This window comes from Streptomyces sp. PU-14G (genome assembly GCF_041028275.1).
In the GTDB taxonomy this organism is placed as follows: domain Bacteria; phylum Actinomycetota; class Actinomycetes; order Streptomycetales; family Streptomycetaceae; genus Streptomyces.
Map to the genome: position 1 here is coordinate 21790 of NZ_JASKYT010000031.1, position 13461 is coordinate 35250.

The 13461-nt window shown below is 71.0% G+C and carries 9 protein-coding genes; 7 read left to right on the forward strand and 2 right to left on the reverse strand.

Going from position 1 to position 13461, the window contains the following annotated elements; all coding sequences use genetic code 11:
* The first annotated feature begins 37 nt into the window (after positions 1-37).
* From AB8Z75_RS06275 to AB8Z75_RS06285, 3 genes are read left to right on the forward strand one after another with little or no spacing between them, the layout of a single operon-like run.
* Complete coding sequence (locus AB8Z75_RS06275; protein ID WP_369200371.1) at positions 38-3241, forward strand: FAD-binding and (Fe-S)-binding domain-containing protein; 3204 nt, start codon at positions 38-40, stop codon at positions 3239-3241.
* A gap of 14 nt (positions 3242-3255) precedes the next feature.
* On the forward strand, positions 3256-4974 hold the full coding sequence (gene ctaD / locus AB8Z75_RS06280) for a cytochrome c oxidase subunit I (RefSeq protein ID WP_369200372.1): 1719 nt from the start codon (positions 3256-3258) through the stop codon (positions 4972-4974).
* On the forward strand, positions 4971-5360 hold the full coding sequence (locus AB8Z75_RS06285) for a cytochrome c oxidase subunit 4 (RefSeq protein WP_369200373.1): 390 nt from the start codon (positions 4971-4973) through the stop codon (positions 5358-5360). Before ctaD ends, AB8Z75_RS06285 begins: the two co-directional genes overlap by 4 nt.
* On the opposite strand, the gene AB8Z75_RS06290 is transcribed toward AB8Z75_RS06285, so the two are convergent.
* On the reverse strand, positions 5305-7122 hold the full coding sequence (locus tag AB8Z75_RS06290; protein WP_369200374.1) for a cytochrome bc complex cytochrome b subunit: 1818 nt from the start codon (positions 7120-7122) through the stop codon (positions 5305-5307). The genes AB8Z75_RS06285 and AB8Z75_RS06290 overlap by 56 nt on opposite strands.
* 201 nt (positions 7123-7323) lie before the next feature.
* Positions 7324-7740 carry a CBS domain-containing protein gene (locus tag AB8Z75_RS06295; protein WP_369200375.1) on the reverse strand — a complete coding sequence of 139 codons (417 nt, stop codon included), beginning with the start codon at positions 7738-7740 and terminating at the stop codon, positions 7324-7326.
* A 149-nt stretch (positions 7741-7889) separates the two neighbouring features.
* On the opposite strand from AB8Z75_RS06295, the gene AB8Z75_RS06300 reads away from it, so the two are divergent.
* The 4 genes from AB8Z75_RS06300 (at position 7890) to AB8Z75_RS06315 (ending at position 13345) form a co-directional block, all read left to right on the forward strand.
* Positions 7890-8849 carry a Rieske 2Fe-2S domain-containing protein gene (locus AB8Z75_RS06300; protein WP_369200376.1) on the forward strand — a complete coding sequence of 320 codons (960 nt, stop codon included), beginning with the start codon at positions 7890-7892 and terminating at the stop codon, positions 8847-8849.
* 114 nt (positions 8850-8963) lie between these two features.
* On the forward strand, positions 8964-11213 hold the full coding sequence (locus AB8Z75_RS06305) for a catalase (RefSeq protein ID WP_369200377.1): 2250 nt from the start codon (positions 8964-8966) through the stop codon (positions 11211-11213).
* A gap of 223 nt (positions 11214-11436) precedes the next feature.
* A complete protein-coding gene (locus AB8Z75_RS06310) occupies positions 11437-12339 on the forward strand; it encodes an SDR family oxidoreductase (protein WP_369200378.1) in 903 nt (300 codons plus the stop codon).
* A 103-nt stretch (positions 12340-12442) separates the two neighbouring features.
* Complete coding sequence (locus AB8Z75_RS06315) at positions 12443-13345, forward strand: SDR family oxidoreductase (protein ID WP_369200379.1); 903 nt, start codon at positions 12443-12445, stop codon at positions 13343-13345.
* The last annotated feature ends 116 nt before the right edge of the window (positions 13346-13461 follow it).

The following is a 13461-nucleotide window of genomic DNA, read 5'->3' on the forward strand; positions in this document are numbered from 1 at the left end:
GCAGTACCGACGAGTTCACGATGGAAGGCGACCACTCATGGCCAAGACCTCCGCAGCCCGCAGCGAGCAGATCCCCGCCAAGACCTCCCCCACGGTCCCGGGGCCGCCGCGCGCCCGGCAGGTGATCGCCGTCGGCAAGCTGGCCAAGGCGTTGAAGGACGCCATCGAGGGCGAGGTGCGCTTCGACACCGCCTCCAAGGCGCTCTACGCGCACGACGCCTCCAACTTCCGGCAGGTCCCCATCGGAGTCGTCGTCCCCAGGACCCTCGACGACGTGGTCGCCGCCCACCGGATCTGCCACGAGTACGGGGCGCCCGTCCTCAACCGCGGCGGCGGCACCAGCCTGTCCGGCGAGACCGTCAACTACGCCGTCGTCATCGACCACTCCAAGTACCTCACCCACATCGGCGAGGTCGACGGCGACAACCGCCGCGTCACCGTGCAGACCGGCGTCATCAACGAGGAGCTCAACCGCCACACCGGCGCCTCGCACAACCTCGTCTTCGGCCCCGACCCCTCCACCCACTCCCGCTGCGTCATCGGCGGCAACCTCGGCAACAACTCCTGCGGCACCCACTCGGTGCAGGCGCAGCTGTACGGGCCGGGGCCGCGTACCTCCGACAACGTGCACGCGCTGGAGATCGTCACCTACTCGGGCGACCGCTTCTGGGTCGGCGTCGACGAGGAGAAGGACCTGGAGGCGATCATCGCCGAGGGCGGCCCCAAGGGCGAGATCTACGCGAAGCTGCGCGACCTGCGCGACCGCTACGCCGACGCCATCCGGGCCGGTTACCCCTCGATCGCCGAGATGCCGCGCCGCGTCTCCGGCTACAACCTGGACGAACTGCTGCCGGAGAACGGCTTCAACGTCGCCCGCGCCCTCGTGGGCACCGAGTCCACCTGCGCGACCGTCCTCCAGGCGCAGGTGCTGCTCACCCCCGCGCTGCTGGAGCGCACGCTGGTCGTCGTCGAGTACGACCACCTGGTCGACGCCGCCAGGGACGCCGACATCTGCTGCCGCACCTTCCGCCCCATCGGCCTGGAAGCCCTGGACGAACAGCTCATCCAGGACCAGAAGCTCCAGCACATGAACCTCGCCTCCATCGAGCAGCTGCCCCGGCAGGGCGGCGCGGCGTGGCTGCTCGTCCAGTTCGGCGCCGACACCAAGGAGGAGGCCAGGGACCAGTCCGAGCGGTTCGCGAAGTGGCTGACCGAGGAACGCGGCTACGCCGCCGACCGCATCACCACCAGCGACCAGGACGCCGAGACGGCGAAGGAGCTGTGGACCGTCCGCGAAGGCGGCCTCGGCGCCACCGCCTTCCCGCCCGACGGCGACCACTGGCCCGGCTGGGAGGACTCCGCCGTGCCCCCCGACAAGCTGGCCGACTACCTGCCCGCGCTCCGTGACCTGCTGGACGAACACGGGCTGCGCGGCGCCATGTACGGGCACTTCGCGCAGGGCTGCGTCCACTCGCGCATCAGCTTCGACCTGCGCACCGCCGACGGGCTGGCCACCTACCGCGCCTTCATGGAGGAGGCCGCCGACCTGGTCAGCTCCTTCGGCGGCTGCCTCTCGGGCGAGCACGGCGACGGCCAGCAGCGCGGCGAGCTGCTGGAACGCCAGTACGGCGGCGAGCTCGTCCAGGCGATGCGCGAGTTCAAGCAGATCTGGGACCCGGAGGCCAGGATGAACCCGGGCAAGGTCGTCGACCCCTACCGGCTGGACGAGGACCTGAAGCTCGGCGCCGACTTCAACCCGACGCACCCCGAGGTCAAGTTCGCCTACGCCGAGGACAACGGAAACTTCGTCCACGCCAGCATGCGCTGCGTGGGCATCGGGGTCTGCCGCGTCCCCGAGCCGAGCCAGACGATGTGCCCCAGCTACCAGGTCACCCGCGAGGAGAAGCACACCACCCGCGGTCGCGCACGGCTGCTGCACGAGATGCTGCGCGGCGAGACCGTCAAGGACGGCTGGCAGTCCAAGGAGGTCGCCGACGCTCTCGACCTCTGCCTGTCCTGCAAGGGCTGCACCAACGACTGCCCCGTCAACGTGGACATGCCCACCTACAAGGCCGAGTTCCTCCACCACCACTACAAGTCGGTCCGCAGGTGGCGTCCGCGCAGCGCGTACGCCTTCGGCTTCATCGACCAGGCGGCCCGCCTCGCCTCCCGCATGCCGGAACTGGCCAACCTCGCCACCCAGACGCCCGGACTCGCGCACGTCGCCAAGTTCGTCGCCGGCATCGACCGGCGCAGGCCGCTGCCCGCCTTCGCACCGCTGACCCTCCAGCAGTGGTTCCGCGAGCGCGGCGGCACAGCCAACCCCGGCGGCCGTCCCGTCGTCCTCTTCCCCGACACCTTCAACAACTACTTCGACACCGACACCGGCGTCGCCTGCGTGGAGGCCATCGAGGCCGCGGGTTGGTCCGTCGTCATGCCCGAGCAGCACGTGTGCTGCGGCCGGCCGCTCTACGACTTCGGCTTCCTGGACACCGCCGAGCGCTACCTGCGCACCGTACTGGACGTGCTGCGGCCCCACCTGCGCGCCGACACCCCGATCGTCGGCATGGAGCCCAGCTGCCTGGCCGTCTTCAAGGACGAGCTGACCAAGCTCCTCCCGCACGACAACGACGCCCGGCGCCTGGCACGCAACGTGCACCACTTCGCCGAGTTCTTCGACACCTACGACATCACCCCGCCCCGGCTGGAGAGCGCCGGCGACGCGCTGCTGTGGGGCCACTGCCACCAGCGCGCCACCGGCGGCACCGAAGCCGACCTCAAGCTCCTGGACAAGCTCGGCGTGAGCGCCGAGAACCTGACCGGTGGCTGCTGCGGCCTGGCCGGCTCCTGGGGCTTCGAACAGGGCAGGTACGGCATCTCCATGGACTGCGGCGAACAGGCCCTGCTGCCCGCCGTCCGCGACGCCGCCCCCGAAACCGGCATCGTCGCCAACGGCTTCTCCTGCAAGACCCAGATGGACCACGCGGGCACCGGCAAGCGCCCGGTGCACCTGGCCGAACTGGTCCGCCGCGCGTACCAGGGCTCCGGCAGCGGGGACGAGGACCGTACGCGCAAGCCCGTACCGGCGTGGCACCGGCGCGCCGCCCGGCTGGCCGCACCGGCCGCCGCGGTCGGTGCGGTCGCCGGTGCCGCCGCGGTGGTGGCAGGGCGTGCGGCACGGGCGCACAGGCGCACGGGGCCCGTGAGCCGGCTGTGGCGCGCGAGCGGCCTCGGGCGCTGAGGGAGGGCGGTGACATGGTGCTGCGCTGGCTGACGACCACCGACCACAAGGTGATCGGCAACCTCTACCTCGTCACGGCCTTCTGCTTCTTCCTCGCGGCCGGCGCCATGGCCATGGTGATGCGGGCCGAACTGGCGCACCCCGGGATGCAACTCGTCTCCGAAGAGCAGTACAACCAGCTGTTCACCGTGCACGGCACCATCATGATGCTGCTGTTCGCCACGCCGCTGTTCGCCGGGTTCGCCAACGCGATCATGCCGCTGCAGATCGGGGCGCCCGACGTGGCCTTCCCCCGGCTGAACGCCTTCACCTACTGGGTCTACCTGCTGGGCGGGCTCATGGTCGTCAGCGGCTTCCTCACCCCGGGCGGGGCCGCGGACTTCGGCTGGTTCGCCTACGCGCCGCTCAACGGTCCTGAGCACAGCCCCGGCATGGGCGGCGACCTGTGGACCATGGGCCTGTCGGTGGCCGGTCTGAGCACCATCCTCGGCGCCGTCAACTTCATCACCACCATCATCTGCCTGCGCGCCCCGGGCATGACGATGTTCCGGATGCCGCTGTTCACCTGGAACGTGCTGTTCACCTCCATCCTGGCCCTGTTCGCCTTCCCCGTGCTGTCGGCGGCGCTGCTGGCCCTGGAGGCGGACCGCAAGTTCGGCGCGCACATCTTCGACGCGGCCAACGGCGGCGCCATCCTCTGGCAGCACCTGTTCTGGTTCTTCGGGCACCCGGAGGTCTACATCGTCGCGCTGCCGTTCTTCGGCATCGTCAGCGAGATCATCCCCGTCTTCAGCCGCAAACCGCTGTTCGGCTACATCGGACTGGTGGGCGCGACCGCCAGCATCACCATGCTCTCGGCCGTGGTGTGGGCGCACCACATGTTCGCGACCGGAGCCGTCCTGCTGCCCTTCTTCTCCCTCATGTCGTTTTTGATCGCGGTACCGACAGGCGTGAAGTTCTTCAACTGGATCGGCACCATGTGGCGCGGCGCGCTCAGCTTCGAGACGCCGATGCTGTGGTCCGTCGGCTTCCTCGTCACCTTCCTCCTCGGCGGCCTCAGCGGAGTCCTGATCGCCTCACCGCCGCTCGACTTCCACGTGACGGACAGCTACTTCATCGTCGCCCACCTGCACTACGTCCTCTTCGGCACCGTCGTCTTCGCCATGTTCGGCGGGTTCTACTTCTGGTGGCCCAAGCTGACCGGACGGATGCTGAACGAACGCCTGGGCAAAGTGCACTTCTGGATGACGCTCGTCGGCTTCCAGACCACCTTCCTGGTGCAGCACTGGCTGGGCGCCGAGGGGATGCCCCGCCGGTACGCCGACTACCTGCCCGCCGACGGCTTCACCCTCCTCAACACCGTCTCCTCACTCGGCGCCTTCCTCCTCGGCGTCTCCACCCTCGTCTTCGCCTACAACGTGTGGTGGACGACCACGCACACCCGGAAGGTCGGCGAGGACGATCCCTGGGGCTTCGGCCGCTCCCTGGAGTGGGCGACCTCCTGCCCGCCGCCCCGCCACAACTTCGTCGCCCTGCCGACCATCCGCTCCGACTCGCCCGCCTTCTGGCTCCACCACCCGGAAGCCGAGGAAGGGGCGGCCCTCGTGGAGCCGGGCGCCCCCGAAAGCCCGGGAGTGGTTCCCGTCGGACCTGACGAGCCGCCCAGCCCGGGAACACCCGCCATACAGGACCCCGCCTCCCAGCAGCCGCCCACGAAGGGGATGCCCTCGTGAAACTCGAAGCCGTCCTCTTCGCGGGCGTCGCCGGCTTCTTCGCCTGCGTCACCGTGCCCTACGCGATCTGGTCCCAGGACCCCGCGGGAACCGCCGCCGTCCTGATCGCGTGCCTGATGGCGTCGCTGGTCTCGTTCTTCCTCGCGGTGCAATACAAGCGCCGCGGCGTACGACCCGAGGACCGCAGGGACGGCCAGATTTACGAACGGGGCGGGCCGCTGGACTTCTTCCCCGCCCGCAGCCCATGGCCCGCCATGACCGCGCTCGGCGTCGCGCTGCTGGGCGCCGGCACGGTCATCGGGCTGTGGCTCTTCCTGATCGGGGTGGGTGTCACCGGCGCCGCGGTGTGCGGATTCGTTTTCCAGTACGCGCGGACCGACCACTGAGCGCCCGCCGCGCCGCGCCCTCCTGCCGGGGCCCGGGAGCCGGGGATGCGTCCTGCGGCCGGCCCCGGCGCGAGGAGTGTTCCTGGCGCGGACAGCGGTGTGCGGACTGCCGCCCCTGCGCGCCGGGCTCCCGCACCGGGCCCCGGCCCGCGCCCGACACCGCGGCCTGAGCGCGTTCCGGCTGGTGGCCGATGGTCCGCCAGGCCGGTGAGATCGCGTCCTGGTAGTACCAGCGGCTGAGCGCCGCCCGCAACCGGCGCGTTCCGCCCGCCCCCTCGGGCGCTTCGAGAGGCCTGGGGAAGCGCTGGGCCACCAGGCGGAACCGCTCGCCCGGTGCGAGCCGCTCGTGGTCCGCGCTGAAGGTGCCCTCCACCGACTGCCGCACCCAACTGGTCTCCTCGCCGTGGGACACCCGCTGCGCGTCCCGCTCCTGAAGCGACAGGCACAGCCGCTTCGTCAGCAGGTAGGCGACCGGCGGACCCAGCACCAACGCGACCCTCAACGCCCACGTCAGGGCGTTGAGGGAGACGGTGAAGGTGTCCGCGATGACGTCGTTGCCCCCGGCCAGCAGCAGGACGCCGTAGAAGGTGATCCCGGCGGCACCGAGCCCGGTGCGCACCGGGCGGTTCCGTGGACGGTCGCACACGTGCGGCGTCTCGTCCTCACCGGTGATCCACCGTTCGAAGAACGGATACGCGTACAGCAGGGCGAACATCAGCCCCGGCAGAATGACGGCGGGCACCAGCACGTTCCACATCAGGGTGTGCCCGAACAGCGTCGTCTCGAAGGGCGGCATCAGCCGCAGCGAGCCCTCCAGGAAGCCGACATACCAGTCGGGCTGGGCCGCCGTCGATACCTGGCCGGGGTTGTAGGGACCGTAATCCCACACCGGGTTGATCTGCCCCACGGCGGCGAGGAGACCGATCACTCCGGCCACCATGAAGAACAGCCCCGTCGAACGTGCGGCGAACTGGGGCACCATCGCGTGCCCGACGACGTTCTTGTTGGTACGTCCTGGGCCGCTCCAGTGGGTGTGCTGGAGGTAGACCACCAGGATCAGATGGACGACGACCAGCGCGATCAGCAGGCCCGGGAGCAGCAGGATGTGCAGGGGGTACAGCCGTTCGATGATCTCGTGTCCGGGAAACTGCCCGCCGAAGACGAACAGCGCCAGATACGTGCCCACGACGGGGATCGACAGCATGACGCCCTCGGCGATCCGCAGCCCGGTGCCCGAGAGCAGGTCGTCGGGGAGGGAGTAGCCGGAGAAGCCCTCGGCGAGCGCGACGACGAACAGGGTCAGCCCGACCAGCCAGTTGACGTCGCGCGGCTTGCGGAAGGCCCCCGTGAAGAAGATCCGCAGCATGTGCAGGCCGATGGCTCCCGCGAACAGGAGCGCCGCCCAGTGGTGGATCTGGCGGATCAGCAGGCCGCCCCGCACCTCGAAACTGATCTCCAGGGTGGAGGCGTACGCGGTCGACATCCACTGGCCGCGCAGCGGCTCGTACGGCCCGTCATAGCGGACCTGCGTCATCTCCGCGTCGAAGAAGAGCGTGAGGTAGACGCCCGTCAGCAGCAGCACGACGAAGCTGTAGAGCGCCAACTCACCCAGCAGGAAGGACCAGTGTTCCGGGAAAGCCTTCCGCAGCAGGGCCCTGCCCCCCGAAGCGGCGGGCAGTCTCTCGTCGGCGGCGTCGAAGCCTCGCTCGGCCGCCTTGCGCAGTGCGGCCCGCCGGGCAGCCCGGGCCCGGGAGTGTTTCATGCGGTCGCCCTCCCTGTAAGACCGCATTCCCCAGTGCCCGCGTGCCCGGTACTCAAACGCGCCCGGCCGGTGAGTGACCCGAACGCCGGGCCGCGGCCCCCGCGACAGCGGACGCCGCGCCTCCGGCCGGGCCGCTGAGCCGGAGGGCTCGGACCGGTCAGCCGGAGGGCTGGGATCGGTCAGCCGGAGGGCTCGGGCCGGTCAGTCGGAGGAGAGGACCTCCACCAGCCGCCCCACCTCAGGGTTCGGCAGGGAGCGGGCGACATCGGCTACCGCGACCATGCCGACGAGCTGGTCGCCGTCGATCACCGGCAGGCGCCGCACCTGGTGCTGCGACATGGTCTCCAGCACTTCCTCGGCGCTGTCGTCGGCACCGATGGTCACGGCCTCCTGCTGGTTGAGGCTGCCCGCGGGGAAGGTGGCCGGGTCCCGGCCAGGGCCCAGCACCTTGACCACCAGATCGCGGTCGGTGACCACGCCCTTGAGCTTGTTGTCCTTGCCGCAGATGGGCAGCGCACCCACACCCAGCTCGGTCATCAGCGTGGCCGCGTCCGCCGCCGTCTGGTCACTGTGCACACAGTCGGCGCCCGGGCTCATGATCTCGCGTGCCGTCGTCATCTCGGCTCCTTACGTCGTGAGGACTGCCAGGTGGGCCCCTGCCGGGTTGCCAACGCGGCGGACGCCGAAACGAGGTGCCCGCGAGAGCTGACGGAGTGGTGCGGGCCCGGGACCGTTTGTGTCCCGGCAGGCGTGGCAACCGGAGCGGTATGTCGTCTGATGCGCCCTCGTCCGAAGCCGAGAGCTACGAGACTCTCGAACGTCCCCGCGCCGTCCGGGCCGCCGAGAGCGGACTGGCGAAGCTGCCGCTCGCCGGGCCGCTCGACAAGCTCTCCACGCTGCGCGCCCTCGATACGGCGGTCAGCCCGCTGCAAAACGCCGTACAGAAGCTCCCCCTCGGCGGCCTGCGCGACGTGCTGCACGGCCGGTGGCTCGGCCACCCCCTCCACCCGGCGCTCGTGCAGCTGCCCATCGGCGCCTGGATGTCGGCGGGGGTGCTGGACATGCTGCCCGGCACCCGGCGGGCTAGCAGGGTGCTGATCGGCACCGGCATCCTGGCCGCGATCCCGGCCGCGGCCAGCGGCTCGGTGGACTGGGCCGAGCTGCACAAGCCGCAGCTGCGTACCGGCCTCGTCCACGGTGCGGCCAACACCGTCGCACTGGGGCTGTACGCGGCGTCGCTGGCCGCCCGCGCGCGCGGACGGGAGTGCCGGGGACGGATGCTCGGATTCGCCGGGCTGACGGTCGCCGGGGCCGGAGCGATGGTCGGCGGCCACCTGGCCTACCGTCAGGCCGTGGGGCCGAACAAGGCCGAGCCCGTCCAGCACCTGGTCGGCAAGGGCTGGCACCCGGTGGGCAAGGCCGACAGCTTCCCGGTGGGGCAGGCGTCGAGTGCCACGCTGGGCGAGGTGGCCCTGCTGGTCTACCGCGAACCGTCCGGGGAGACGCGGGTGCTGGCCGACCGGTGCAGCCACCAGTCGGGACCGCTGTCCCAGGGCACCGTCGCCGACGGGTGCGTGACGTGCCCGTGGCACGGGAGCACCTTCCGGCTGACGGACGGCTGGAACGTCGGCGGTCCGGCGACCGCACCCCAGCCGTGCTTCGAGTCGCGGGTGCGGGAGGGCTTCTTGGAGGTCCGCCTTCCGGACGCGGCACCCGACGAGGACTGAAGCGGCCTACCGGTCGCCTGAGGCATCGGCGGTTACTTCGCGTACCTCCCGTTTGGGCAAAAGGCGCTCCGGTTACCCCTGCGGTGGCCCGTCCACTCGCTCCAGGAGGTCTCCATGCCCGGCCCGACGCACGACGACCAGCACGACGGCGAGCCCTTCATCCCCGGCCGCCCCGGGCCGAAGCCCCCGCCCGTGGAAGAGCCCACCGAGCCGCGCGAGCCGCTGCCGCCCAAGAAGGACCAGTCGGGCCCCGAGGTCTACACCGCCACCGGCGAGCATCTGGACGCCGACCCCACGGTGCGGGCGCAGAAGGGGAGCAGGCTCACCAACGCGCAGGGCACCCGGCTCTACGACACCGACCACTCCCTCAAGGCGGGGGAGCGGGGCCCCGTCCTGCTCCAGGACCACCACCTGCGGGAGAAGATCACCCACTTCGACCACGAGCGCATCCCGGAACGCGTCGTGCACGCGCGGGGCGCCGCCGCCCACGGTGTCTTCCGCGGATACGGCACCGCCTCGTCCCTCTCCAAGGCGGCCTTCCTCGGCAAGGACGTCGAGACCCCCGTCTTCGTGCGCTTCTCCACGGTGCTGGGGAGCCGGGGCTCCGCCGACACGGTGCGCGACACCCGGGGTTTCGCCACGAAGTTCTACACCTCCGAGGGCGTCTTCGACCTGGTCGGCAACAACATCCCGGTCTTCTTCATCCAGGACGCCATCAAGTTCCCCGACATCATCCACGCGGGCAAGCCGCACCCCGACCGGGAGATCCCGCAGGCGCAGAGCGCCCACGACACCTTCTGGGACTTCGTCTCCCTGCACACGGAGGCCACCCACCACACGCTGTGGAACATGTCCGACCGCGGCATCCCGCGGTCGTTCCGGACGATGGAGGGCTTCGGCGTCCACACCTTCCGGCTGGTCGACGCCGAGGGCGGCACCACGCTGGTGAAGTTCCACTGGAAGCCCAAGCTCGGGGTCCACTCGATGATGTGGGAGGAAGCCCAGATCACGAACGGCGTGGACCCCGACTTCCACCGCCGTGATCTGGCCGACGCCATCGAGGCGGGGGCCTTCCCCGAGTGGGAGCTGGGCATCCAGACCTTCCCCGACACCCCCGAGCAGACCTTCGAGGGCATCGACCTGCTCGATCCGACCAAGATCGTGCCGGAGGAGTGGGCGCCGGTGCAGCCGATCGGGTTGCTGGCGCTGACCGCCAACCCGTCGAACTTCTTCGCGGAGACCGAGCAGGTCGCCTTCCACCCGGGGCACCTGGTGCCGGGGATCGACATCACCGACGACCCGCTGCTGGCGGGGCGCCTCTTCTCCTACATCGACACCCAGATCACCCGGCTGGGCGGCCCCAACTTTGCACAGATCCCGGTCAACAGGACGCACGCGCCCGTCAACGACATGCTGCGCGACGGCCTGCACCAGACCGCCGTGCACAGCGGAGTGGCGCCCTACCAGCCCAATTCCCTCGACGGCGGCTGCCCGTTCTTCGCGGGGGCCGGCGAGGGCGCGTACGTGGAGACCCCGGTCACCGTGCCGCAGTCCTCGAAGGTGCGGGCGTCCCCCGCCTCCTTCGCCGACCACACCAGCCACCCGCGGCGCTTCTACCTCAGCCTCAGCGCGGTGGAACGCGAACACGTCATCGCCGCGTACACGTTCGAGCTGAGCAAGTGCTACGAGGACGCCGTCAAGCAGCGCAACCTGCGGGTGCTGGCGGACATCGACCCCGAGCTGTGCGCCGGCGTCGCCGCCGGGCTCGGCCTTCCCGCGCCCGAGCCCTCCGCGCCCCTCGCCGACGTCGAGCCCAGCCCGGCGCTCTCCCAGCTCGGCCACACCTGGCCGACGGACGGCCGGATCATCGGCATCATCGCCGACGAGAACAGCGATCTGGCGGCCCTGGGCTCCCTGCGCTCCACCGTGCTCGACAGCGGCATGGTGCCCCTCGTCATCGCCCCGCACGGCGGCGAACTGACCGGCAGCGGCGGCCCCGTCGTCGCCCAGCGGACCTTCGCCAACGCCCGCTCCATCGAGTTCGACGCCCTGCTGATCGCCGGGGCGCCCGGCATGGGCGCCGACGCCTACGGCGCGCGGGACGTCAAGGCCGCACAGAGCGCGGGCGGCGGCAACCTCGACCCGCGCGTGCTGCTGCTGGTCTCCGAGGCCTACCGGCACGCCAAGGCGCTCGGCGCCTGGGGCGGCGGCGCCGACGTGCTCGCCGCCGCCGGATGCCCGCGCGAGGGAGCGGGCATCGTGGTGGCCGACGACCCGCAGCACGTACTCGCACAGGTCACCGAGTTGCTGGGACAGCACCGCGTGTGGGACCGCTTCCCGCCCGGCAACACCGTGGCCTCCTGACCTGGCGCACCCACTCGGGCCGTCACCGGTATGGCCGGTGACGGCCGTCACCGGCCATACCAGTGACGCGTCGACGACGGTGCCGACGCCGTCGACGGTGCGCGGGGGTACCGGGGCGGCCGTCGCCGGCGCCGCCGCGCGCCGCCGACGGCCGCCCCGGTCCGTTCGCCGGTCCTCGCCCGCCCGCGTGCCGTCACCCACCTGCCGCAACTGGAGGAACACCATGAGCCCTGAGGCCACCGGCAACGAACCGACCGGCGGGCACCCCGCCGACAAGCACCCCAAGCCGGAGTACCCGCAGCAGGACCAGCGGCATCCGGGTGACACGGAGGAGATGGAACCCCGCCCGGACCACGGCGAGCGCACCTACCGGGGCACCGGACGCCTGGCCGGCCGGTGCACCCTGATCACCGGCGGTGACTCCGGCATCGGGCGCGCCGTCGCCCTCGCGTTCGCCCGCGAGGGCGCCGACGTGGCGTTCAGCTACCTGCCCGAGGAGGAGAACGAGGCGCACGAGACCACGCGGCTGGTGGAGGACGCGGGCCGTCGCGCCGTCGCCGTCGCCTGCGACATCCGCGAGGAGGCCGAGTGCCGCCGCCTCGTGGAGCGGGCGGCGGCCGACCTCGGCCGGATCGACGTGCTCGTCAACAACGCGGCCTTCCAGATGGCGCAGTCCGACGGCATCGACGGCATCACCACCGAGCAGTTCGACCGGGTGATGCGCACCAACCTCTACGGGATGTTCTTCCTCACGAAGCTGGCGCTCGCGCACATCCCGCAGGGCGGTTGCATCATCAACACCACGTCGGTCCAGGCCTACCAGCCCAAGCCGCACCTGCTCGACTACGCCATGACCAAGGGCGCCATCGTCACCTTCACCCAGGGCCTGGCCCAGAACCTCGCCGAGCGCGGCATCCGCGTCAACGCCGTGGCGCCCGGTCCCGTGTGGACGCCGCTGATTCCCTCGACGCTCCCCGACACCAGTCAGTTCGGCGCCAAGAGCCTGTTCCAGCGGCCCGCCCAGCCGGCGGAGATGGCGCCGGGCTACGTCTACCTCGCCTCCGAGGACGCCACCTACGTGACCGCCGAGATCCTCAACGCCACCGGCGGCACACCGCTGCCCTGAGCGGGCGAGGACGACGGGTGTGCCGGGGCGGCGGGTGTGAACCGCGACCCGTCGGCCACCCGTCCCGTGCCGTTTTTCAGCCAACCGAACGGGAGCAGGAAACATGCCTGAGGACAAGCCGCAGACCCCGCAGATCGACGCGGAGCCGGTGCCGCCCTTCGAGAAGCAGAAGCAGGACCCGCCGGGCCTGGAATCGGAGATGCAGCCCCGTCCCCGTTACCGCGCCGAGCGGTACAAGCCCGCAGGCAAGCTGGAGGGCAAGGTCGCGCTGATCACCGGAGGGGACTCCGGCATCGGGCGGGCCGTCGCCCTGCTGTACGCGCGCGAGGGCGCCGACGTCGCCATCTCCTACCTGCCCTACGAGCAGCCGGACGCGGAGGAGACCCAGCGCGAGATCGAGGCGGTGGGCCGCACCTGCCTGCTCCTGCCCGGCGACCTCCAGCACGAGGAGGTCTGCCGGGAGACCGTGCACCGCGCCGCGCGCGAGCTGGGCGGGCTCAACATCCTGGTGAGCAACGCCGCCTACCTCAACAGCAAGATGAAGCTCTCCGAGCTCACCTCCGCCGACTGGGACCGCACCTTCAAGGTGAACGTCTACGCCTACTTCCACCTCGTGGTGGCGGCGCTGGACTACCTTCAGCCGGGCGACTCGATCATCGCCACCGCCTCGGAGGAAGGGCTCAAGGGCAGCCCCACGATGATCGACTACGCCGCCTCCAAGGCCGCTCTGATCGCGTTCACCAAGTCGATCACCCCGGACCTGGCCAAGCGCGGCATCCGGGCCAACATCGTCGCCCCCGGCCCCACCTGGACGGTACTCAACGTCGCCGACCAGCACATGCCGCAGGAGGGGCTGGCCCACGTGGGCAGTGAGGCCTCCGAGGGCCGGCCCGCCCAGCCGGAGGAGATCGCCCCGGCGTACGTGTACCTGGCCTCGGATCCCGACGCCAGCTTCACGACCGGCGAGATCATCGCCGTCACGGGCGGCCTGACCGACACCCGGTGACACCGACACCGGGTGACACCGACACCGGGTGACGGGGCGCCCGTCGGAGAGGGGGCGCCCGCCGGGAGGGGCGCGCGGGGGCGGTGGCGGCACCCGAGGCCAGGTACACGTACGCC